The 22,372-nt window shown below is 37.3% G+C and carries 22 protein-coding genes; 16 read left to right on the plus strand and 6 right to left on the minus strand.

The window, feature by feature from the left end:
- Positions 1-10 precede the first annotated feature (10 nt).
- Entirely contained in the window at positions 11-514 is a 504-nt protein-coding gene (locus NLW78_RS01535; RefSeq protein ID WP_254494541.1) for a GbsR/MarR family transcriptional regulator, read from the minus strand.
- Positions 515-803: 289 nt separating this feature from the next.
- On the opposite strand from NLW78_RS01535, the gene NLW78_RS01540 reads away from it, so the two are divergent.
- The 3 genes from NLW78_RS01540 (at position 804) to NLW78_RS01550 (ending at position 3,855) form a co-directional block, all read left to right on the plus strand.
- Complete coding sequence (locus NLW78_RS01540; RefSeq protein ID WP_367617647.1) at positions 804-1,991, plus strand: quaternary amine ABC transporter ATP-binding protein; 1,188 nt, start codon at positions 804-806, stop codon at positions 1,989-1,991.
- Between the two features lies 1 nt (position 1,992).
- Positions 1,993-2,853, plus strand: a complete 861-nt coding sequence (locus NLW78_RS01545) for an ABC transporter permease (protein ID WP_254494544.1) — start codon at positions 1,993-1,995, stop codon at positions 2,851-2,853.
- Between the two features lie 66 nt (positions 2,854-2,919).
- A complete protein-coding gene (locus tag NLW78_RS01550) occupies positions 2,920-3,855 on the plus strand; it encodes a glycine betaine ABC transporter substrate-binding protein (RefSeq protein ID WP_254494545.1) in 936 nt (311 codons plus the stop codon).
- 156 nt (positions 3,856-4,011) lie between these two features.
- Here the strand turns inward: NLW78_RS01550 and NLW78_RS01555 are convergent, their stop codons facing one another.
- Positions 4,012-4,395, minus strand: a complete 384-nt coding sequence (locus NLW78_RS01555; RefSeq protein WP_254494548.1) for a YtxH domain-containing protein — start codon at positions 4,393-4,395, stop codon at positions 4,012-4,014.
- Positions 4,396-4,523: 128 nt separating this feature from the next.
- Positions 4,524-4,940, minus strand: a complete 417-nt coding sequence (locus NLW78_RS01560) for an HIT family protein (RefSeq protein ID WP_254494549.1) — start codon at positions 4,938-4,940, stop codon at positions 4,524-4,526.
- 372 nt (positions 4,941-5,312) lie between these two features.
- Here NLW78_RS01560 and NLW78_RS01565 point away from each other — a divergent pair, with 372 nt between their 5' ends.
- From NLW78_RS01565 to NLW78_RS01575, 3 genes are read left to right on the plus strand one after another with little or no spacing between them, the layout of a single operon-like run.
- Positions 5,313-6,056 carry an ABC transporter ATP-binding protein gene (locus tag NLW78_RS01565; protein WP_254494552.1) on the plus strand — a complete coding sequence of 248 codons (744 nt, stop codon included), beginning with the start codon at positions 5,313-5,315 and terminating at the stop codon, positions 6,054-6,056.
- The gene (locus NLW78_RS01570) at positions 6,049-7,266 is read left to right on the plus strand and encodes an ABC transporter permease (RefSeq protein ID WP_254494554.1); all 1,218 of its coding nucleotides are present in this window, start codon (positions 6,049-6,051) and stop codon (positions 7,264-7,266) included. The genes NLW78_RS01565 and NLW78_RS01570 overlap by 8 nt, the downstream gene beginning before the upstream one ends.
- Positions 7,267-7,284: 18 nt before the next feature.
- Positions 7,285-7,998, plus strand: coding sequence for an EcsC family protein (locus NLW78_RS01575; protein WP_254494555.1), 714 nt, complete (start codon positions 7,285-7,287; stop codon positions 7,996-7,998).
- 82 nt (positions 7,999-8,080) lie between these two features.
- On the opposite strand, the gene NLW78_RS01580 is transcribed toward NLW78_RS01575, so the two are convergent.
- Together NLW78_RS01580 and NLW78_RS01585 are read right to left on the minus strand one after the other, a co-directional pair.
- The gene (locus NLW78_RS01580) at positions 8,081-9,262 is read right to left on the minus strand and encodes a M20 metallopeptidase family protein (protein ID WP_254494557.1); all 1,182 of its coding nucleotides are present in this window, start codon (positions 9,260-9,262) and stop codon (positions 8,081-8,083) included.
- A gap of 79 nt (positions 9,263-9,341) precedes the next feature.
- Complete coding sequence (locus NLW78_RS01585) at positions 9,342-9,776, minus strand: ferritin-like domain-containing protein (protein WP_254494564.1); 435 nt, start codon at positions 9,774-9,776, stop codon at positions 9,342-9,344.
- 273 nt (positions 9,777-10,049) lie between these two features.
- On the opposite strand from NLW78_RS01585, the gene liaF reads away from it, so the two are divergent.
- The 7 genes from liaF (at position 10,050) to hemY (ending at position 18,322) form a co-directional block, all read left to right on the plus strand.
- On the plus strand, positions 10,050-10,820 hold the full coding sequence (gene liaF, locus NLW78_RS01590; protein WP_254494566.1) for a cell wall-active antibiotics response protein LiaF: 771 nt from the start codon (positions 10,050-10,052) through the stop codon (positions 10,818-10,820).
- A gap of 11 nt (positions 10,821-10,831) precedes the next feature.
- Entirely contained in the window at positions 10,832-11,872 is a 1,041-nt protein-coding gene (locus tag NLW78_RS01595; RefSeq protein WP_254494568.1) for a sensor histidine kinase, read from the plus strand.
- Between the two features lie 11 nt (positions 11,873-11,883).
- Positions 11,884-12,534 carry a response regulator transcription factor gene (locus NLW78_RS01600; RefSeq protein ID WP_254494570.1) on the plus strand — a complete coding sequence of 217 codons (651 nt, stop codon included), beginning with the start codon at positions 11,884-11,886 and terminating at the stop codon, positions 12,532-12,534.
- A gap of 123 nt (positions 12,535-12,657) precedes the next feature.
- Positions 12,658-14,814, plus strand: a complete 2,157-nt coding sequence (locus tag NLW78_RS01605) for a transglycosylase domain-containing protein (protein WP_254494578.1) — start codon at positions 12,658-12,660, stop codon at positions 14,812-14,814.
- 105 nt (positions 14,815-14,919) lie between these two features.
- Positions 14,920-15,951, plus strand: a complete 1,032-nt coding sequence (gene hemE / locus NLW78_RS01610; RefSeq protein ID WP_254494580.1) for a uroporphyrinogen decarboxylase — start codon at positions 14,920-14,922, stop codon at positions 15,949-15,951.
- An 18-nt stretch (positions 15,952-15,969) separates the two neighbouring features.
- Positions 15,970-16,908, plus strand: coding sequence for a ferrochelatase (gene hemH / locus NLW78_RS01615; protein ID WP_254494590.1), 939 nt, complete (start codon positions 15,970-15,972; stop codon positions 16,906-16,908).
- Position 16,909: 1 nt separating this feature from the next.
- A complete protein-coding gene (hemY, locus tag NLW78_RS01620; RefSeq protein ID WP_254494592.1) occupies positions 16,910-18,322 on the plus strand; it encodes a protoporphyrinogen oxidase in 1,413 nt (470 codons plus the stop codon).
- A gap of 44 nt (positions 18,323-18,366) precedes the next feature.
- Here the strand turns inward: hemY and yhfH are convergent, their stop codons facing one another.
- Positions 18,367-18,501 (minus strand): protein YhfH, encoded by a 135-nt coding sequence (gene yhfH / locus NLW78_RS01625; protein WP_254494595.1) that lies wholly within the window; start codon positions 18,499-18,501, stop codon positions 18,367-18,369.
- Between the two features lie 114 nt (positions 18,502-18,615).
- Here yhfH and NLW78_RS01630 point away from each other — a divergent pair, with 114 nt between their 5' ends.
- From NLW78_RS01630 to NLW78_RS01640, 3 genes are all read left to right on the plus strand, one after another.
- Positions 18,616-19,347, plus strand: a complete 732-nt coding sequence (locus NLW78_RS01630; protein WP_254494597.1) for an MBL fold metallo-hydrolase — start codon at positions 18,616-18,618, stop codon at positions 19,345-19,347.
- 81 nt (positions 19,348-19,428) lie between these two features.
- On the plus strand, positions 19,429-20,433 hold the full coding sequence (gene lplA, locus NLW78_RS01635; RefSeq protein ID WP_254496075.1) for a lipoate--protein ligase: 1,005 nt from the start codon (positions 19,429-19,431) through the stop codon (positions 20,431-20,433).
- Positions 20,434-20,600: 167 nt separating this feature from the next.
- A complete protein-coding gene (locus NLW78_RS01640; protein ID WP_254494600.1) occupies positions 20,601-22,142 on the plus strand; it encodes a fatty acid--CoA ligase family protein in 1,542 nt (513 codons plus the stop codon).
- Positions 22,143-22,372 lie beyond the last annotated feature (230 nt).

A 22,372-nucleotide genomic window follows, 5' to 3' on the forward strand; every position in this document is an offset into this window, starting at 1 on the left:
GCTTTTTCAATTATAGCGTTTTTCTCCCATTCGGTTTTACACTTTTAAACGTCTTTTCAATAAGTTGATGAAATTCTATCATATCATCAATTCGTTTTTGTAACGGTTTTATTCCATCCACATCATGTTCGTTTTGAAGCGTTTGTTCAATTTCCTCTAATGATTGTTTTTGTCTATCTGCTGCATCTAACCACTTTTGTAAAAAAGCGTTCATAAATTTGCGATATAAATCTTCTTTAGCTTGGTATAGGTCTTTTCTTACACCTTTTTTCCAAACCCGGTCTACTAAGTTTAAATCTAACAAACTACGTATTCCTGTACTCATGGAAGTTTTGCTTTTTCCTAGAGCATCACTCATTTCATCTAAGGTCATTGGTGCTTGATTTATATAAAGGGTAACAAACAGTCTTGCTTCTGCAGGAGTAAGATCAAACATTTCCAATGTTTTTGAAAACTCAGCAATCACTTCATTTTGAATCATTTCTATATATGCTCCATGGTTTGTACCTGGCATAGAGTGGCCTCCTTCAAACTCATGCTACTAAACACATTACTAAAATGATGGACATTTTAAAAACTGGAAAGTGAGGAGAATTTATGAGTATTTAGTAGTATTTAAAAGAATAAGGTGTAGTTAGTCTATACAGTTTCAACTGTACAAAAAATATGTTCTTAAATAAACGTTTTTGCAGTTTGTACTTTGGGTACTGTAAGGAGTATAGTATAAAGGGTGTTAAGGAAATGGTCACAAAAAAAGGCATCTGAATGTAATGTACGTTAATGGATTGAGTGAGGTGAACATTGTGCCTATTATAAAAGTAGAAAATTTATCGAAAGTATTTGGAAAGAAACCGAAAGATGCGTTAAAGCTTCTCGACGCTGGGTTTTCAAAAGAAGAGATTTTAGGTAAGACAGGTAATACAGTTGGGGTAAATCGGGCAACCTTTGAAGTTGAGCAAGGAGAAATCTTTGTTATCATGGGTTTATCTGGAAGTGGTAAGTCTACATTAGTACGCCTGATTAATAGACTAATTGAACCAACTGAAGGTGACATCCTTATTAATGATGTAAATCTGGCAGATATGAATAAGGAGCAGTTACGTCAAGTAAGACGAGAAAAATTAGGAATGGTATTCCAACGTTTTGCGTTATTCCCGTTCCGTACCGTACTAGAAAATGCAGAGTACGGCTTAGAAGTACAAGGCATTAAAAAAGAGGAACGAAAAGAAAAAGCGACACAAGCACTTGAATTAGTTGGGTTAGGAAAATATGTTGATCAGTATCCATCACAACTGTCAGGAGGAATGCAACAGCGTGTAGGTTTAGCACGTGCATTAGCGAACGATCCTGAAGTATTGTTAATGGATGAAGCTTTCTCAGCATTAGACCCTTTAATCCGAAAAGAAATGCAAGACGAATTATTAGATTTACAAGAGAGAATGAAAAAAACGATTCTATTTATCACCCACGATTTAGATGAAGCTTTAAGAATCGGTGATAGAATTGCACTTATGAAAGACGGTTCCATTGTACAAATTGGGACACCTGAAGAAATTTTAACAAATCCTGCGAATGAATATGTTGAAAAGTTCGTAGAAGACGTTGATCGTTCAAAAGTACTTACTGCGGAAAACGTTATGAAGCGTCCTGAGACAATCAATATTGAAAAACACGGTCCCCGTGTAGCGCTTGATCGTATGTTAGACGAAGGTTTATCTAGCATTTATGTGGTGGATAGACAACGTAACTTAAAAGGATACGTGACAGCAGATGACGCTTCAAATGCTAAGAAAAATAACATAACAAATTTACAAGAAATTTTAAAAACGGACGTACCAACAGCTGTATTAGATACACCAATGCAAGAGATTATGGACACAATTTACGATTCTGTAGTTCCGATTGCCGTAGTAGAAGAGGGTAAACTACGGGGAATTATAGTAAGAGGTGCGGTCATTGCCGCGCTAGCCGGTAGCGAGGTGAATGAATAAGATGTTTGATTTATTAGATAAAATACCGAAAATCCCGGTAAGTGAATGGGTAGATGCTTTTATTGATTGGCTGAAAGTAGTGTTAGCTGCACCGTTTCAGTTTTTACGAGAAGATTTTAAAACATTTTTACAAGATACCGTAACGGATAATCTAGTAAAAATTCCACCCGAAATTATTATTCTTATTGTCGTTGTTGCAGCATTCTTTCTTTCAGGAAAACGATTTGGCTTACCAGCATTTTCATTAGTAGGACTTGTTTTTGTTTACAACCAAGGGTTATGGGTAGAATTAATGCAAACGTTAGTATTGGTTGTAACGGCTAGTATGATTTCGGTTTTAATCGGACTGCCAATTGGCATCATGATGTCAAAGAGCAATAAACTTGAAAAGACAATTACACCCATTTTAGATTTAATGCAGACGATGCCATCATTCGTATATTTAATTCCAGCAGTTGCTTTTTTCAGTATTGGAATTGTACCAGGTATTTTTGCAACATTAATTTTTGCAACACCACCTACGGTTCGTTTTACGAATTTGGCCATTAGACAAGTTTCAGATGAACTGATCGAAGCGGCGGAAGCATTTGGAAGTACACCTTTCCAAAAATTATTTAAACTTGAGCTTCCGATGGCAAAACGAACAATTATGGCTGGAATTAACCAGACAGTAATGCTTTCTTTGTCCATGGTTGTAATTGCGTCCATGATTGGAACACCGGGATTAGGAAAAGAAGTGCAGGAAGCTCTTTCCCGTAACTTAGCCGGTCCAGGATTTGTTTCTGGTTTTTGTATCGTTATTTTAGCCATTATTTTTGATCGCTTTACTCAAAGCTTGAATAAGCAAGAGGGAAGCTATTAATCTGGTATGAACTTTTCATTTAGAAAAGTTTAATATAAAAATATACAAAAGGGGAGATTTCAATTTATGTTTAACTTAAAGTGGAAACATCTAGGTTTAACAGTAGTACTTTTATTGTCACTATTATTAGCTGCTTGTGGTTCTAATGACGAAGATGCAGGTAATGGTAATGACGATGGCGATGACAATGAAGTCACTGAAAGTGTCAGTGAACAATTAGATTACACGATTACTGGTATTGAGCCAGGATCAGGTGTTGTTGGATCTGCAGAAGAAGCAACTGAGGTATATGACAGTCTTGCAGGCTGGGAAGTAGCTACTTCTTCTAGTGGTGCGATGGCAACTGCGCTTAGCGAAGCTATTGCAAATGAAGAACCGATTATCGTAACTGGTTGGACTCCACACTGGAAGTTCGCTAAGTTTGACTTGAAATATCTTGATGATCCGGAAAAAGTATTTGGTGATGAAGAAGTGATTAAAACAATGGTTCGCGAAGGGCTAGAAGATGAAAAGCCTAACGCTTACAAAGTTCTAGACCAGTTTAACTGGACTGCTGCTGATATGGAATCTGTTATGCTTGAAATTCAAAATGGTGCTGACGAAGCTGAGGCAGCGCAAAACTGGATTGATAACAATCAGGACAAAGTAGCAGAGTGGACTGAAGGCGTTGAAGATGTAGACGGCGTTAAAGTTGAGCTTGTATATGTACTTTGGGATTCCGAAATTGCTTCTACAAATGTAGTAGCGAAAGTCCTTGAAAGTAAAGGATTTGATGTAACAATCACTTCTGTTGAAAACGCAGCAATGTGGGAGTCTGTAGCAACAGGTAATACAGATGGAATGGTAGCTGCATGGTTACCAGGTACTCACGGTGACCTTTACGCTCAGTTCCAAGATGACCTTGTTGATTTAGGGGAAAATCTTACAGGTGCAAAAATCGGACTTGTTGTTCCATCTTACATGGATGTAGACTCTATTGAAGATTTACAACCTAACGAATAATAACTAGAGATTGAGTACTGAAATATAATATGCTCCCCTTTTCATGAATGACATGAAAAGGGGGGTATTTATTTTGGATAAAACATTTTTTAAAATAAAAAATACTAAACCCCAGTTCGTCAACGAACTGGGGTTTAGTCAGTACTTTATACTTTTTTATTCGCTCTTTTTCGTCTGATCTGACGAATTGTTCATTTTCTCCTCAAGTTCTTTTAAACTTTCTTCAACTTGACGAAGATGTTCTTGAATGTTTTGCTGGTGGGGTTCTATCGTTTCTTTCCAGCTATCAATTGATTTTTTCACATCTTGCGATAAATCTCTTAACAGCGCAGCTCCCTCTTTAGAGGTGCGTGTTAGTTGATTTTTTAAATCAATTCCTTCGTTCGTTAATTCCGTAATGGTTTCTTTTAATTTAAGACTTTGTTCCCTCGCCCGGCGACGAACTTCTTCACCAGAAGCTGGGGTACTTAACAGTACAGTTGAGGCTCCGACAACACTTCCGAAAAAGAAGCCGAGCAATAGAGATTTTCCTTTTGCCATATCCATTACCCCTTTCTCTAATGTTTATTATAACGTTTTTCTAGCTTAATGTTTAGGACAATCGTTAAAAAACATGAAAAGACTCCTATTTTCCTAACAGATGTCTATTCGTAAGGGTTTGTCCAATGTTAAAGTGCATCCGTAATGAGGCTGGCAATTTGTTGTAATTCTTCAGGGGTACTGTTGCCGTCCGTAGTCCATTTTGCACCAAACCCATCATGTTCATCATATCGCGGAATAAGATGTATATGTAAATGAAAGACTGTTTGTCCAGCAAATTCACGATTATTATTTAATATGTTCAATCCTTTCGGTTTAAATGCTTGGTCAATTGCATTTGCTACCTTTGGAACACGAGCGAATAATTTTTCGGCAACATCACTTTCTAGTTCGAATATATCTTTGGTATGTGTTTTCGGAATAATTAAAGTATGCCCTTTTGTAACTTGACTTATATCAAGAAACGCATGAATATGTTCATCTTCATACACCTTAGCAGAAGGTATTTCACCGTTAATAATTTTACAAAAAATACAATCTGACATTATAACCCTCCTCACTATGTTTCCTTTATTGTATAAAGGAAACATTTGGTTGTAAAGAAAAACAGAGCACTAAAGAGTGCTCTGTTTGAAGGTAAAGGGTAGCAACTGATTCATGAGATGGGGAATTACACTGGGAATTTTACATAACCAGGTAATTTGCTTCAGATGCTGTGAAACGATACGTGGTGAAAGAATTGTCTTTCACGGACACCCCATTTCGAATGGTTTATCGGCTTAAGACAATGTTTCACAAAACTGCTCCCAAAACCTTCAATCATTATTGTGTACAAGGAATATAATTTTATACAAACTTTTGATTTTCAATGTATTGATGGTAAAATTTACACTAAGTTAAGGGAAAAGAGGGATAGTATGGATTCGCTTTTACATATAGACAAACTCGTAGGTGGATATACACAAAAAAATGTACTCCATGGGATATCGTTTGATGTACGCCCCCATGAGATTGTAGGTTTAATTGGCTTAAATGGTGCCGGGAAAAGTACGACAATCAAGCATATTATTGGTCTGATGGAGCCAAAGAAGGGCAATATCACAATCAATGGAAAGACTTTTCACGAACAACCGGAACAATACCGCAAACAATTCGCTTACATTCCTGAAATGCCTGTTTTATATGAAGAGCTTACATTGTATGAACACTTACGTTTAACAGCGATGGCGTATGACATTTCTGAAAAGGAATTTGAAGAACGAATACAACCACTATTAAAAGAATTTCGTCTTGATAAGAAACTAAAATTTTTCCCCGTGCATTTTTCAAAAGGAATGCGGCAAAAAGTCATGATCATGTGCGCTTTTTTAATTCAGCCTCTCCTTTATATCGTAGATGAGCCCTTTCTCGGTCTTGATCCGTTAGGTATTCAGTCGTATTTAACAATGATGAACAATATGAAGGAACAAGGAGCAGGTGTGTTGATGTCTACACACATTTTAGCAACAGCAGAACGTTATTGTGATCGGTTTGTCATTGTACATGAAGGTCAAGTGAGAGCGAAGGGTACATTAGATGAACTGCGCCAACAGTTTCGAATGCCTTCAGCTACGTTGGATGATTTGTATATTCAACTAACAAAGGAAGATGACAATGTTTAACGCAAATGAGTTATGGAAGAAGAGACTAACGAGTCATGTAAAGGAATTGGGTCGTTATATGCGTCTGATGTTTAACGATCATTTAGCTTTCGCTTTATTATTTTTTGTAGCAGCATCGGCATATTACTATCAACAATGGATCCAAACGTTACCGCGTACATTTCCGGTAGAATGGATTATGGCGATTACGTTAGGTATATTACTGACCCATAGTCCCGTGCGGACGTTGCTAAAGGAAGCAGACACAGTCTTTTTATTGCCGGCTGAACATAAGTTGAAACCATATTTTAACAAAAGCTTAGTGTATAGCATTTCAATTCAGATGTATTGGCTTGTATTAGTTGTTGCCGCTGTTGCCCCGTTATATTTGTCCGTAACGAACCAACATGCCGTTTGGTTGTTATATCTACTAATTGTTTTATTTGTTTTTAAGGCATGGAATATATTGGCTTCCTGGTGGATGTTAAAACAAAGGGACCGTCAATCCCACTTTTTTGATGTATTAGTCCGTTTATTATTGAACATCTTTACGATCTTCTTTTTTTTACAGGGGAACGCATACTTGTATGCGACTATTACAACCGTTATGTTTGTAGGAATATTGTTATTTAATTACATGACAACAGCGAAAAAGGGACTAGCCTGGGATGTGTTGATTGAAAAAGATATGGCAAGAATGCAATCTTTTTATCGATTGGCGAACTTGTTTACTGATGTACCCCATTTAAAACAACGGGTAAAAAAACGCCGATTCCTCGTTCGCTTCTTAGTGTCATTAGTACCATTTAAACATGAGGGGACATATGATTACTTATATCGAATTACATTTGCCCGTAGTAGTGATTACTTAGGTATGTATGTCCGTTTATTCTTGCTAGCTGCCTTTTTTATTTTTTGGATCCCAAGTGTTTGGTTCAAATTAGTCTTTGCCTTGCTGTTTATTTACTTAAGTGGTTTTCAACTTCTTACGTTATGGAACCATTACCGAACAATGGATTGGTTAGACTTATACCCAATTCCTAAAAATGTCCGTCAAAGAGCAATCACCCATTTGTTACTTCAGTTGTTAGTAGTAAAAACATTTTTATTAGGTCTCTTAATTGCTATGGCTGCTTCATGGCAAGAGATGGTTTTACTCTGGATTCTTGGCGGGTTGTTTACGATGTTTTTTATTCAGTTTTATGTAAAGAAGAAGTTGCGTGCTTCATAGATGAAAGGGTTAAATGAAATGGGCCAATATGAACAGGAAGCTTTACGTGAAGCGCTCATTTGGAAGCGAAAAATGGAGCGGAATTCGTCAATGATTATAAAAGGATCGAAACAGATTCAGACGAAAATCAATGAAAAAATTCCTCAAAAGGTTCATCGAACGATAACGGATAGTGTACGCAAAATGATGGAATTATCTTTGACAAGCTCCTCTTATATTTATTCTGTAGATGCAAAAGAGTATTGGACGTTTGAAGAACGAGAACGGGAGGTTAAACGACGGTTAAATCAATACCGAAAGACAGCAATGGTTGAGGGAGCTGGTACAGGAGCTGGCGGAGTGTTCCTCGGTTTAGCTGATTTTCCGATGCTTCTTAGTATAAAAATGAAATTTTTGTTCGATGCAGGGCAAATATACGGAATCGATGTACGTCGGTATGAAGAAAGAATGTTTTTGCTACATACCTTTATGGTTGCCTATTCAAGTGAAGAAAAGCGCCGAAAAGCCTTGTATGTTTTAGTAAACTGGGAACAGGAAAAGTTAACATTCAACCATATGGATTGGCAAACTCTCCAACAAGAATATAGAGATTCGTTGGATGTAGTCAAAATGTTGCAACTTGTCCCAGGATTTGGTGCTATCGTTGGGGCATGGGCCAATAGAAAATTAATGAACCAATTAGGCGAGACGGTTATGAACGTTTATCGCCTACGTTTATTACAGAGTAAGTAAATAAGCCCACCCAATGAAAAAGCCCAAATCCACATGTCGATTTGGGCTTTTCCTAATGATAATATTCCCAGCATACATTTTCTTACGTATAGCCGTTTTCCTGTTGGTACAGGCGATATGCTTGCACTAACGTTTTTGCGCTAAGTGGTAATGCACGTTCATCGAAATCAAACATTGGGTGATGATGGGGGTACACATGTCCTTCTTTTTGTGCCCCTGTAAAATAAAAGGCTCCAGGTTTATGCTGAAGATAGTAAGCGAAATCTTCTCCCCCCATTACAGGAAGGATTTCTTCTGTTCTTTCAATTCCGCTAACTTCTGTAAAGCCATCTAAAATTAATTCCGCTTCTTTTCTATGATTCATAACAGGTGGATATCCTTTTAAATAATTTAGTTCATAGTCAGCCTCATAAGGTAGGCATGCACTTTTCACCATATTTTCAATTGTCTTTATAATTTTAGTTTGAACATCTTCATCAAACATTCGAACTGTACCTGATATCCGTGCTTGATCGGCAATGACGTTAAATGCCTGCCCTGCTTCAAATGTTCCAACTGTCACAACGGCTGTACTTAATGGATCTAATCTTCTGCTGACAATCTGTTGTAGCTGCGTTACGAGCTGGGAACCGATAACAATTGCATCTTTCGTTTGATGTGGAAGTGCTCCGTGGCCTCCCTTACCTTTAATGGTAATTTCAAACCGATCTGCCCCTGCCATAAATGGTCCTTTTGTTGTTTGAATGACCCCAACAGGTGCATCAGCCCATAAGTGGGTACCGAATACAGCATCAACCCCCTTTAGCGCACCGTCATCAATCATCGGTTTTGCTCCGCCTGGAGCATACTCTTCTGCTGGTTGATGTAAAAATACGACTGTACCGGGAAGGTCCTCTTGATAAGGAAGAAGGGCTTTTGCTACTCCTAATAGTGAGGCTGTATGTCCGTCATGACCACATGCGTGCATAACACCTGGTACTGTTGATTTGTATGGAACATCTTTCTCATCTTGGATAGGTAATGCATCAAAATCCGCTCTTAATGCAACTGTTTTTCCATCTTTTCCACCATTCAACGTTGCAACAACCCCATAACCTCCAATATTTGTTTCGTATGGTATCCCCCATTCTTCATATTGTTGTGCAATAAACTGGGATGTGTGTTTTTCTTGGAAAGATAGTTCGGGATGCTGGTGCAAATATCTCCTTGTATCTACCATTTCTTGGTACGATGATTCAATCTTTTCAAAGATTTCGTTCCACATTATGTATCCCCCTAACAAAGTAGTTTAATAGTATTATAGCAAAATAAAGCTCCGAACATGTTGTTCGGAGTTTTATCTTTTATTGAAGTAGTGGATCATCAAGAAGGCGTTCCATCTCTTCTTTATGATGTGTTTCATCTGCAATCATATCTTCGAGTTTTATTACAAGCTCAGTGTAACCGAGTTGTTCAGCCTGCTCTTTTCTCTGTATATAACGTTCGATTGTATCAATTTCGGCTTGTTTTGCCGCTTCCAACATTTCACGAATCCCTGTTAATTGTGGAACCGACTTCGGTGTCGTCGTTGGTGTTCCACCTAATGTTTTAATTTTTTCAGATAAGTAAAGGGCATGACTCGCCTCATCAGTAATTTCCCCTTCAAAAAAAGGTTTCAATACTGGTCTAAATAGCCCCTTCACTACTGCAGCATTATATGTATACATAATGACAGCAGCATATTCATTGGCGAGGTCCTCGTTTAATCCTTCAATTAACGCTGATTTTTCATTGTCCATTTGATGTCACCCCTTTTTTTAAAATATCTATTATACGTTTCCCGAGAACACAATGATTTAAACAATTCTGTCACTCTCCGTCTAGAGACCGAGGAAGAACCCATCCATAGCTCGTTATGCTATGACTATTTTTAGATTATTATGGATATAAGGAAACTTTCGTAAAGAGTAAAAGCATTTTATATATAGAATACGTTCGATTAACTAATATTGCAGGACAATAAACGCAATGAGTCAAAATATTAGTTAGACGAAAAAAAGGGTGAAGATAAAATGAAAATTCGTACATTGTTTAAAATGATTGTTGCAATACTTTTCATATTACTCGGCACTACGCTTTTATTATCAAATATTGGTATTATTTCCGTGGAAATAGCGGGCATTTTGTCAATTTTTTGGCCAGTAGTTTTTTTAATTGTAGGCATAAAACTGTTGTTCAATCGTTTAAGAAAGCGGGGAGGTAGCTGGACAGTCGGATCCTTCCTTCTCATATACGGCTCTTTATTGCTTGTAGGGCAATTTGGAACATTCACATTTGCATATAGTGATGTTTGGAGACTTTGGCCGTTATTGTTCATATATATTGGGATGAATTTCTTACAATTTTCAAAGAAAAAAAAAGAGAGTGTAAGAGTCGTTTCAGTAGGTAACATGAATCAATCAGGGAGTAGTACGGACTATCGTGAAAAACATTTTGTGGGCAATCAACGGTTTACACAGGAAAATTGGAAAGTGGAACCGATGGATTTATGGTCTGGTGTCGGTGATTATCGTTTTGATTTCACAAAAGCGTTTATTCCTGAAAAAGAAACGTCAATTACAATTCGCGGATGGGTTGGGGATATAAAAATGATGGTGCCAGAAGACTTAGCTTTTAACATTGAGGCGACTGCTAATGTTGGTGACATTCAAATTATTGACCAAAAAGCAGAAGGATTGAATAAATATATTATGTATGAAACACCCGATTATGGTGAGGCAAGCAAAAAACTTAAGATAAAATTAGATTTTCAAGTCGGTGACATTCGAGTAGACCGGGTATAGGAGTGGGGCATATGTTTGCGAAAATAAATACGTTACGATTTCGATTTGTAAAGTCCCAATTACAAACGATTTATTTTTCTTTATTAATTATCGCTTTTTTGTTGTTTTTCAGTTACTCTGTGTTTCAACCTGTATGGCTTACCCTCGAAAGTATTTTCCTTTTTCTAAGTTTAAGTATTTTCGTTATGACACCTGTATCGGTTTATGTCGGATTCAAATATGGAACCCCTTTTAAAGAACGGTTAGAAGCAATCTCTGTGCTCATTTCGGCTCTGGCGAAAGGCAGATATTCATCTAGAATATTAGACTCTGAAACAGGTGATGAAATAGGGCAAATTACTGTAGAATTAAATGAGTTAGCAAACAAAATGCAGGAACAAGTAAAATCATTACAACGAATGGCAGATGAAAAATCAGAATATGCACAACATGCTCACATAGCAGCAACTGTGGAAGAAAGGCAGCGAATTGCTCGCGATCTACACGATGCGGTAAGCCAACAGTTGTTTGCGTTAACGATGATGTCCGAAGCCACGGTTCGTATTATGGATAAAGATGTGGGCAAGGCAAAGGGCCAAATTGAAGAGATTACCAATATGGCTTTACAAGCCCAAACAGAAATGAGGGCATTGTTGTTGCATTTACGTCCTGTGCATTTATCAGGAGAGTCGTTGAAAACAGGATTATATAACTTAATAGAAGAACTACAACAAAAGTGTCAAATTGATTTTCATGTCGATGTAGAAAACATTGGAAAGCTGTCAGATGCAAAAGAAGAACATTTATTCCGAATGATACAAGAATCGCTTTCAAATATCTTACGTCACGCTAATGCAACAAAGGTTGCGATTAACTTAAAAAAGAAGGAACATGACATTTATTTACATATTACTGATAACGGTGACGGTTTTAATGTTAATGAAAAACTGGTAAACAAAACGTCTTATGGGTTAAAGACGATAAAAGAGCGCTGTGAGGAATTAGGTGGAACATTTACAGTTCGGTCACAAAAGGGAGAAGGGACATATATCTCTATTTTAATTCCACAGTAGGGGGAAATGGGATGGAACAAAAGATAAACGTTGTTGTGGTCGATGATCATGAAGTGGTCCGCAAAGGGCTTACAACTTACTTAGAAACAGTAGATGAATTAAATATTGTTGGTGAAGCGTCAAATGGAACAGAAGGTATTGAAGTGGCAAAAACGAAAAAACCGGACGTCGTTTTAATGGATTTAATGATGGAAAATGGGAATGGGATTGAAGCAACGAAAGAAATCATGAGTAAGCTTCCCAATTGTAAAATTATTATTTTAACGAGTTACTATGACGATGAAAAAGTATTTCCGGCAATAGAGGCTGGGGCTTTTAGTTATATGTTAAAAACGTCATCAGCAGTTGAGATTGCTGCCGCAATTAAAAAAGCTGCGAAAGGTGAGACGGTAATAGAACCAAAGATTGCGGGAAAGATGATGAATAGATTTCGCCATTATGAAACATCCCCCCATGAAGAGTTAACGGAACGGGAATTCGAAGTGTTAATTTGTATTGGGAATGGTTTAACGAACCAGGAGATCAGTGACAAGCTTTATATAGGGATAAAGACAGTGAAAACGCATGTAAGCAATATTTTAAATAAGCTAGGTGTGCAAGACCGTACACAAGCTGCTGTATATGCTCATCGAAATGGGTTAATGCAAGGAAAGTATATGTAGGTAACATATAGAAATCAAAGAAGGGCTGAAGAGTTGCCCTTCTTTTTTTAATTTTGTCCAATTTTGGTGAGTTATCGTATAATATTGGTATTATGTTTGAATAGCATCTGTGGGGTGTAGCTTTTGAAAAAGTTTCTTATTCAATTTCTTCGTGACCGCCCAATTTTAAAGTGGGCTTCTATTATAGTTGTTACTTTACTTTTTTTTAGTATAAGTGGATATTTTGCGATTCTTTTAGGTGGAAAATCAGTTGTTGATGAGAAAAGTTTTGTCTTTTCTCAGTCGACCGTTATACAAACTGCAGAAGGAGATGTAGTTGCAAAAATATACGATGAAAATCGGAAATTTGTTCCAATCGAGATGATACCTGAACATGTTCAAAATGCGTTTATTGCGATAGAAGATAATCGATTCTATGAACATGCCGGTGTCGATTTTATTGGCGTGCTCCGGGCGGTTTACCGAGACATCGTAGCGTTTGATAAAGTGCAAGGCGGGAGTACGATTACACAACAGTTAATCAAAAATCATTTTTTATCAAGTGAAAAAACGGTAATGCGTAAGTCGAAGGAAGCGATGGGCGCAATTTATTTAGAGCGAAAATTAAGTAAAAAGAAGATATTAGAATATTATTTAAATGAAATTTACTTTGGGCATGGGGCTTATGGGATTGAAGAAGCAGCACAACTATATTTTAGTAAATCGGTGCAAAATTTAACGATTTCGGAAGGAGCCCTACTTGCCGCTCTACCGAAGGCACCAAATACGTATTCACCGATTACAAACAACGACCAGGCTTTACAACGTAGAAATATCGTTTTAAGACGCATGCAAGCTTTAGGGATGATTGATGCTGAAACATCTGTTTCGATGCAAGGTCGTACTTTAGGGGTTAATTATAGCAAAACAATAGACCGCCCATGGCTTGATACTTATATAGATATTGTGCTGCAAGAGGCAGAAGAAAAATATCACATAAGTAAGGCTGAATTATATCGGGGTGGTTATGAGGTAGTTACAGCTATTGACCCTTTTATACAAGAAACTGCATATGAAGCGTTTCAAAACGACGAATATTTTCAAGGATCTCAACCTAATATTGAAGGGGCGTTTGTTTTATTAGATCAAAATGCAGGTTCAATTGTTGCTGCTGTTGGAGGTAGACAGTATAAGAGAGGGGACTTAAACCGGGTATTTGTGAAAAGGCAGCCAGGATCAGTAATAAAGCCCTTAATTGTTTATGGACCTGCTCTGGAACTTAATAGATACTCACCGTATTCATTGTTACAAGATCATAAAACATCATATGGTGATTATACTCCAAAAAACTATGATGATAGATACGATGGAGAAGTAACAATGTATGATGCACTAGTTACATCGAAAAATGCCCCGGCAGTTTGGCTACTGAATGAGATTGGAATCACCCATGGTAAGAAGTACTTTCAGAGGATGGGAATTGAATTGCCTGATAAAGGATTGGCTGTCGCACTTGGGGGATTAGAAGAAGGACTAACACCATTAGAAATTGTTCTAGGATACCGTGCTCTCTCGAATAATGGTGTAACCGAAGAGCCATATTCAATTATTGCTATAAAAGATCGTAATGGTTCTTATGTAGGAAAAGCGACTAAGACGAATACACGGGTGTTTAATCCCCAGACGGCTTGGTATATGACAAAAATGTTACAAGCGGTTGTAAAGGAAGGAACAGGCCGTGAAGGAGAATTTAACAAAGCTTTAGCTGGAAAAACAGGGTCAACGCAACATCCATCACAAGATGGATATAAGGATGTTTGGTTTGCAGGTTATACACCTGCATATGTTGGTGCCATTTGGATGGGGTATGACCGAACAGATGAAAATCATTACTTAACACGTGGTAGTGGTGTTCCTACACGATTGTTTAAAGATATATTATCAAAGGTGGATAAACAGAAATCTTTAGATAAAGCGTTTCTGAAACCAACGGAGGTAAAGGAACTTCCGGATCCAGTTCAGTTGCCAATCATAACAGATTTAACAGCTAAACGGACATTCAGTTTATTCTCCGGAATATCGGTTCAATTGTCTTGGTCTGGGTCCAGTGATGAACGGATTATCTATCGAGTCTATGAAGAAAAAGCAGGACAGGATCGTGTAGTTGGTCAAGTAATCGGCGAGTCTTTGTTGATTGATAATGAAATTGGCATATTGGATGTGCCAACCTATTATGTTATACCTTACAATCCGTATACAAACAAGGCGGGAGAAACCTCCAACCGGGTCAAAGTTCAGTAAAGGTAAGAAAATTTCGTGACAATATATCTTCCAGAGTATACATGACATAGGTTTTCGTTTATATTGGTAATGGACAAAATTCGGAGAAATTAAAGGGTGAAAATCATGAATACATTTAACGATACGATTTTAAAAGCATATCGTGGGGAATCCACTTCATATATCCCGGCATGGTATATGAGACAAGCAGGCAGATCACAACCGGAATATCGAAAACTGAAAGAGAAATACTCGTTATTTGAAATCACACATCAACCGGAGCTATGTGCATATGTTACGAAACTACCTGTTGATCAATATAACGTAGATGCAGCTATTTTGTATAAAGATATTATGTCGCCACTTCCCGGAATTGGTGTAGATGTTGAAATCAAATCAGGAATTGGTCCTGTTATTGACCAACCAATCCGTTCTAAAGCAGATGTCCACAAGTTAGGAGAGCTTGACCCTGAAAGAGACATTCCATATATTTTGGAAACGATTAAACTGTTAACGGATGAACAATTAAATGTACCGTTAATTGGCTTTAGTGGTGCTCCTTTTACACTTGCAAGCTACATGATTGAAGGTGGCCCATCTAAAAATTATAATAAAACAAAAGCACTAATGTACAGTGAGCCACAAACATGGTTTGCTTTAATGGACAAGTTGGAACAAATGATTATTCGTTATGTCAAAGCACAAATTCAAGCAGGTGTTAAAGTAATACAAATCTTTGACTCTTGGATTGGTGCTTTGAATGCTGCAGATTATCGGACGTTTATAAAACCAACGATGAATCGAATTTTTGCCGCACTTAAGGAAGAAGAGGTAGTGTCAATCATGTTTGGAGTAGGAACTGGACACTTACTTCAAGAGTGGAATGACTTACCTGTCGATGTTATTGGTTTAGATTGGCGAACTTCGATTGAAGAAGCAAGAAAAATGGGAATTACGAAAACATTACAAGGGAACCTGGATCCGGCTATATTATTAGCAGATTGGCCAACGATTGAAACACGGATGAAAGACATTTTAGATCAAGGTATGAACAATCCTGGCTATGTTTTTAATTTAGGTCACGGGATCTTCCCAGATATTAAACCAGAAACATTGAAAAAACTGACAAACTTTATTCACACATATACTCAGAAATAAACAAGTGAGGTGTTGGCGATGGGGAAAAAGAAGATGGGATTACTTGTTATGGCTTACGGAACGCCGTACAAAGAGTCTGATTTAGAGCGTTATTATACACATATCCGTCATGGTCGTAAACCTACCCCTGAAATGTTAGAAGATTTGCGGAGTCGGTATAATGCGATTGGTGGTATTTCACCATTAGCGAAAATTACAAAAGAACAGGCACAAGCATTAGAGGACGAATTAAATGAAAGTCAAGATGAGATAGAGTTTAAAGCATATTTAGGTTTAAAACATATTGATCCATATATTGAAGATGCAGTTGAGCAAATGGCCCAAGACGGAATTGAAGAAGCAGTAAGCCTGGTTTTAGCCCCTCACTACTCGACTTTTAGTGTTAAATCATATAACGGTCGTGCAAAGGAAGAAGCTGCAAAACACGGTAGACCGAACATTTATGCAGTGAATAGTTGGTATGATGAGCCTGGATTTATTGATTATTGGGTTAACGCCATTCAAAAGGTATATAACAATATGCCAAATGAGGAAAAGAATGAATCGGTTCTTGTAGTATCCGCTCACAGTCTGCCTGAAAAAATTATTCAACATGGTGACCCTTATCCAGAACAGTTGCAAACAACAGCAGATCTCATTGCGAAACAAGCTGGTTTATCTGAATACGCAGTCGGCTGGCAAAGTGAAGGAAACACACCTGACCCATGGCTTGGACCAGATGTTCAAGATTTAACAAAAGATTTATATGAAGAAAAAGGTTATAAAGCTTTTGTATATGCCCCAGTAGGATTTGTGTCAGATCATTTAGAAGTTCTCTATGATAACGATTATGAGTGTAAAGTAGTTTGTGATGAGATTGGGGCAAGTTATTATCGTCCAGAAATGCCAAACACACACCCAGATTTTATCCGAACGTTAGCAAACGTCGTGTTAAAAGAAGCGAAAAGCGGGGCTTAGCATGAATGAACAACGTAAGCGAATTGTCATTATAGGTGGCGGCATTACAGGATTGTCCGCTGCTTATTACCTACAAAAAGAGATAAAAGAAAAGAACTTACCCTATGATGTCATGCTTATTGAGGCGAACGAACATTTAGGGGGCAAGATCGATACAGTACATAAGGATGGGTATGTTATCGAGCGGGGACCTGACTCCTTTCTGGAACGCAAGCAAAGTGCAGCGCAACTTGTAAAAGATGTTGGGTTAGAAGATGACTTAGTACGAAATGCGACTGGACAGGCATACATTTTGCTAAAAGAGAAACTCCATCCAATTCCACAAGGTTCATTTATGGGAATTCCAACGTCTGTAAAACCCTTTCTTTTTTCAAATTTATTTTCGTGGAAGGGGAAACTTCGGGCTGGCGGTGATTTCTTTTTACCGAAAAGTCAACCGCAAGATGACCAGTCATTAGGTCTCTTTTTTAGAAGACGACTCGGTGATGAAATTGTGGAAAATTTAATTGAACCATTATTATCCGGGATATATGCTGGTGATATCGACCGTTTGAGTTTGATGGCTACGTTCCCTAACTTTTATAATTTGGAGCAGGAATACGGAAGCTTAATTAAAGGACTAAACAAAACAGTACCAAAAAAAGCAAAATCTCAAAAAAAGAAAGGGGTCTTTTTAACATTAAAGTCGGGTTTATCCTCTCTGGTGTCCCAACTTGAAGATGAACTGAAGAAAAGTCCCTTTGTTACAGTTCATAAACAATCTGTTGTACAACATATTACGAAAGAGCATGATAAATATCGAATTACCGTCAAAGGGAAGGAAGAAACGATTGCTCACTCGATTGTGCTAGCAACTCCTCACTTCGTAACCCAGAAAATATTAAGTCAATATGACTTCTTAAAAACGTATAAAGAAATGCCAGCTACATCTGTTGCTAATGTAGTGTTAGGCTTTAACAAACAAGATATCCCGAACATGATGGATGGTACAGGGTTTGTTGTTTCACGAAATAGTAACCATCGAATTACAGCCTGTACGTGGACACATAAAAAGTGGCCACACACAACACCAGATGGACAAATTATGCTTCGCAGTTATGTAGGAAAGCCGAGTGATCAGGAGATTGTTCATTTATCTGATGATGAAATTGAAACAATTGTAAGGGAAGACTTAAAAAATGTCATGAATATTGATGCTAATCCTTCGTTCTCTTTGGTAACCCGTTGGAAACAAGCAATGCCACAATATATAGTTGGTCATAAGGAACGGGTGGAGGATACTAAGAATCATATGAAGGAATATTTACCGGGAGTCTTTTTAGCCGGCAGCTCATATGAGGGAATCGGAATTCCAGACTGCATAAATCAAGGAATCGGTGCGAAAGAGGATGCACTTTCCTTTTTAAATAAGTAACAAAAAATTGAGAGCAGTTCATCTAGAACTGCTCCCTTTTCATATCATCGAGCGGGATGATCACAATTATCGCAAATGTTGCCATAACAATCTGCTTTTTCCTCTATTCGTTCTCCACATTTTGTGCATGACTTTGTTGGCAAATTTCGAAAAAACTCCATTACGCTAGTTGAAACCATCTGATCCCTCCGTTTATAAATGTTTGTTTTGTTACTTTTATTGTATTATAACAAAGGTTAAATGATTACATACTGTTTTATAACAATTTTATTTTTTAGGAGGTTACTTTTCGAATGAAAGTTACAGTAATCGGCTATTGGGGTGCATACCCGCAGGTAGAAAGGGCTACGTCTAGTTATTTATTAGAATGTGATGGCTTTACTTGTTTACTTGATTGTGGAAGTGGAGTGTTATCACGACTGCAAAAGTATAAATCTATTTCTGACTTAGATGCCATTGTGTTATCACACTATCACCATGATCACATTGCAGATGTTGGTTCACTTCAATACGCTTTTCTGATTGATAACCTTTTACATCAACGTAACAGAACATGGCCTATATACGGACATCATGAAAATGAAGAGCGGTTTCAGTCATTATTCCATACCGCCACAGAAGGGAAAGCGTATAAAGCTGGTGATGTGATGACAATAGGTCCATTTCAGTTTCAATTTCTAAAAACCGTTCATCCTGTCCCATGCTATGCGATGAAAATTACCGACGGAAAGAGTACAATAGTATATACAGCGGATACAAGTTTCTTTGAGGATTTAATTCCCTTTTGTCAAAACGCTGATTTACTCATAGCTGAGTCAAGCTTCTATAAAGGGATGGATAGTACAAGTGCAGGACATATGACAAGTGATGAATGTGGAAAAATTGCGAATCGGGCAAGTGTACGCGAACTTTGGCTAACACACCTACCGCATTTCGGGAATGTGAGTGAATTGAAGCGGGAGGCTTCAGAAGAATATGACGGTAAAATATATCTAGCTGATGAGGGTTTGTCATGGGAAGCTTAACTGTAGAGAACGAGCCTTTTGCTTTATGTTACAGAACTCGTTAAGATAATAATTAGAATAAAGGAGGATGTATGGATGACAATGTTATTTATTGATAATGAAGGAATTACTGATCCGCGGATTAATTTAGCAATTGAAGAATATGCACTGAAAAACTTAGATATTGAAGACGGAAATACATATTTGCTATTTTACATAAACAAACCGTCCATTATTATAGGAAAAAACCAAAACACAATAGAGGAAATTAATACAGACTACGTTGACGAGCGAGGAATACATGTTGTCCGCCGTCTTTCAGGTGGAGGAGCTGTTTATCACGATCTTGGAAACTTAAACTTTAGCTTCCTGACGAAAGATGATGGAGACAGTTTTAGTAACTTTGCAAAATTTACGAAACCAGTGACGGACGCACTACAAAAATTGGGAATCAATGCTGAGTTATCAGGGAGAAATGACATTTTAGTAAATGGAAGAAAAATATCAGGGAATGCACAATTTTCGACAAGAGGAAGAATGTTTAGTCATGGCACCTTAATGTTTGATTCCGAAATTGAACACGTTGTCTCTGCCTTAAAAGTAAAATCGGAGAAAATTAAATCTAAGGGAATTAAATCAATTCGTAGTCGGGTCGCAAATATCTCTGAATTTTTAACAGAAGACCTTAGTATGGAAGAGTTTAAAAACATGCTTCTTCGCTTCATTTTTGATGTTGAGTCTGCAGAAGATGTTCCAAAGTACAAATTAACCAAAGAGGATTGGGAAAACATCCATAAATTATCTGAAGAACGTTACCAGCAATGGGAGTGGAACTACGGTAAGTCTCCTAAATTTGATATTCAACATTCAAAACGATTTGAAGGGGCAGGAAGTATTGATGTCCGATTAAATGTTAATAAAGGAGTCATTCAAAATTGTAAAATTTTTGGAGATTTCTTCGGTGTCGGGGATGTTCATGATATAGAAGAAATCTTGATTGGTACAAGATATGAACGAGATGCAATTAAACAAGCACTAACAGATGTGAATATAAAACATTACTTCGGCAATGTCGCAAAAGATGATTTCGTTACGTTAGTGTACTAATAGAAAAACTGGTCATCTGCTATAAAGATACGACAATCTTTTTAGGGGAGATGACCTTTTTTTATTGTATGTTTCATTGTGATGTACAACCTACTATTTTATAATTAATATAGAATATTTCTTTAAAAATGAATGATTATTCATTCATTGTAATGGGAGGGGAATAAATGAATATTTCTGATCAGTTAACAGTAACAACGGAGAAGCAAGCAGATAAAACAGCCTACATTTTTTTAGGGAAAGAGACATCCTATCGTGACCTAGATGATTCGGTTACAAAGTTTGCATCTAGTTTGAACGAAATGGGTTATGGGAAGGGTGACCACCTAGCCATTGTGTTAGGAAATAGCCCCCAGTTTGTCATTAGCCTTTATGCATCACTTCGAATTGGAGCAACTGTTATTCCAATCAACCCATTATACACCGCAGATGAGTTAACCTATATTATAAACAACGGAGATGTAAAAGGCATTATTACGATGGATGTTCTAGCAGAAAAGTTTGCTCAATTTGATCATGAACTGAATGTAAATCACTACATACTGGTGGAAACGAATCCAAATGTAAGTGTTGAAGATTTATCAATTCAGCCGAAAGTTTACTCCTTTTCTACACTTTTACAAAATGGTAGCCCTCAACTCGACCGTCCTACTCTTCACGATAATGACACTGCTGTTATTTTATACACCTCAGGTACCACTGGGAAACCGAAAGGTGCTATGTTATCTCACCAAAATATTTACTCGAATGCAAAAGATATTGCCGACTATTTAAATATGAATAATCAAGACCGTATTATAGCTGCATTACCGATGTTTCACGTTTTTTGTTTAACGGTAGCTCTAAATGCTCCGCTAATGAATGGTGGTTCCATATTCATCATGCCAAAGTTCTCCCCAAATGAAGTGTTTGACGCCGCAAGGGATTATAAGGTAACAATTTTTGCAGGCGTACCAACCATGTACAATTATTTGTTACAGTATCCTGAAGGAAAGGCAGATGATTTTTCGAATATGCGTTTATGCATATCTGGGGGAGCTCCAATGCCAGTCGCTTTGTTAAATAATTTTGAAACTAAGTTTCAAGTAATTATTTCAGAGGGGTATGGCTTATCTGAAGCTTCACCTGCGACTTGCTTTAATCCATTGGACCGCCCACGAAAAGCTGGATCTATTGGTCAAAGCATAACAAATGTTGAAAACAAAGTTGTTGATGCCGAAGGAAATGAAGTTCCGATCGGTGAAATTGGAGAATTAATTGTGAAAGGACCTAATGTCATGAAAGGTTATTATAAAATGCCAGAAGAAACGAAAGCGACGATTAAAGATGGTTGGTTATATACTGGAGATATGGCCAAGAAAGACGAGGAAGGATATTTTTACATTGTAGATCGAAAAAAAGATTTGATTATTGTAGGTGGATATAATGTATATCCACGTGAGGTGGAAGAAGTTTTATATGATCATCCATCAATAGCGGAAGTAGCTGTTATCGGAAAGCCGGATCCGAATTTAGGTGAAGTAGTAAACGCTTATGTCGTTACGAAAGAGGGGGAAACGGTGACGTACGATCAGTTAAGAGTTCATTGTTATAACTTTTTAGCAGAATATAAAGTACCGTCTTCTTTTACCTTTATGGATGAACTGCCAAAAAACACTACAGGAAAAATATTAAGAAGGGCCTTAAAAGAACAATTTAACCGATCGTAATGCGACACAGTCGATTCTCTCTTAACATCAAACTGATTGATTCCACATAGGTGAGCTTGTGTCATATAAAAATTTTATTAAAAGAGCGTAGGATTTGTACTCCTGCGCTCTTTTATTTCTTTGGTAAAATACCACTTTTTACCTAGTATTATTTATCTATCTTATCTGAAATTAGGCTTGAAATATTGGGCAATGTTTAATATACTTTAAATACTTTAATACTTAAAAGC

Source organism: Salirhabdus salicampi (assembly GCF_024259515.1).
GTDB lineage: Bacteria > Bacillota > Bacilli > Bacillales > Alkalibacillaceae > Salirhabdus_A > Salirhabdus_A salicampi.

Bases quoted from the DNA above. Each gene is read 5' to 3' on its own strand.
- NLW78_RS01535 (WP_254494541.1), bottom strand. From the start codon at position 514: ATGCCAGGTACAAACCATGGAGCATATATAGAAATGATTCAAAATGAA.
- NLW78_RS01545 (WP_254494544.1), top strand. From the start codon at position 1,993: ATGTTTGATTTATTAGATAAAATACCGAAAATCCCGGTAAGTGAATGG.
- NLW78_RS01550 (WP_254494545.1), top strand. From the start codon at position 2,920: ATGTTTAACTTAAAGTGGAAACATCTAGGTTTAACAGTAGTACTTTTA.
- NLW78_RS01555 (WP_254494548.1), bottom strand. From the start codon at position 4,395: ATGGCAAAAGGAAAATCTCTATTGCTCGGCTTCTTTTTCGGAAGTGTT.
- NLW78_RS01560 (WP_254494549.1), bottom strand. From the start codon at position 4,940: ATGTCAGATTGTATTTTTTGTAAAATTATTAACGGTGAAATACCTTCT.
- NLW78_RS01565 (WP_254494552.1), top strand. From the start codon at position 5,313: ATGGATTCGCTTTTACATATAGACAAACTCGTAGGTGGATATACACAA.
- NLW78_RS01570 (WP_254494554.1), top strand. From the start codon at position 6,049: ATGTTTAACGCAAATGAGTTATGGAAGAAGAGACTAACGAGTCATGTA.
- NLW78_RS01575 (WP_254494555.1), top strand. From the start codon at position 7,285: ATGGGCCAATATGAACAGGAAGCTTTACGTGAAGCGCTCATTTGGAAG.
- NLW78_RS01580 (WP_254494557.1), bottom strand. From the start codon at position 9,262: ATGTGGAACGAAATCTTTGAAAAGATTGAATCATCGTACCAAGAAATG.
- NLW78_RS01585 (WP_254494564.1), bottom strand. From the start codon at position 9,776: ATGGACAATGAAAAATCAGCGTTAATTGAAGGATTAAACGAGGACCTC.
- liaF (WP_254494566.1), top strand. From the start codon at position 10,050: ATGAAAATTCGTACATTGTTTAAAATGATTGTTGCAATACTTTTCATA.
- NLW78_RS01595 (WP_254494568.1), top strand. From the start codon at position 10,832: ATGTTTGCGAAAATAAATACGTTACGATTTCGATTTGTAAAGTCCCAA.
- NLW78_RS01600 (WP_254494570.1), top strand. From the start codon at position 11,884: ATGGAACAAAAGATAAACGTTGTTGTGGTCGATGATCATGAAGTGGTC.
- hemE (WP_254494580.1), top strand. From the start codon at position 14,920: ATGAATACATTTAACGATACGATTTTAAAAGCATATCGTGGGGAATCC.
- hemH (WP_254494590.1), top strand. From the start codon at position 15,970: ATGGGGAAAAAGAAGATGGGATTACTTGTTATGGCTTACGGAACGCCG.
- hemY (WP_254494592.1), top strand. From the start codon at position 16,910: ATGAATGAACAACGTAAGCGAATTGTCATTATAGGTGGCGGCATTACA.
- yhfH (WP_254494595.1), bottom strand. From the start codon at position 18,501: ATGGTTTCAACTAGCGTAATGGAGTTTTTTCGAAATTTGCCAACAAAG.
- NLW78_RS01630 (WP_254494597.1), top strand. From the start codon at position 18,616: ATGAAAGTTACAGTAATCGGCTATTGGGGTGCATACCCGCAGGTAGAA.
- lplA (WP_254496075.1), top strand. From the start codon at position 19,429: ATGTTATTTATTGATAATGAAGGAATTACTGATCCGCGGATTAATTTA.
- NLW78_RS01640 (WP_254494600.1), top strand. From the start codon at position 20,601: ATGAATATTTCTGATCAGTTAACAGTAACAACGGAGAAGCAAGCAGAT.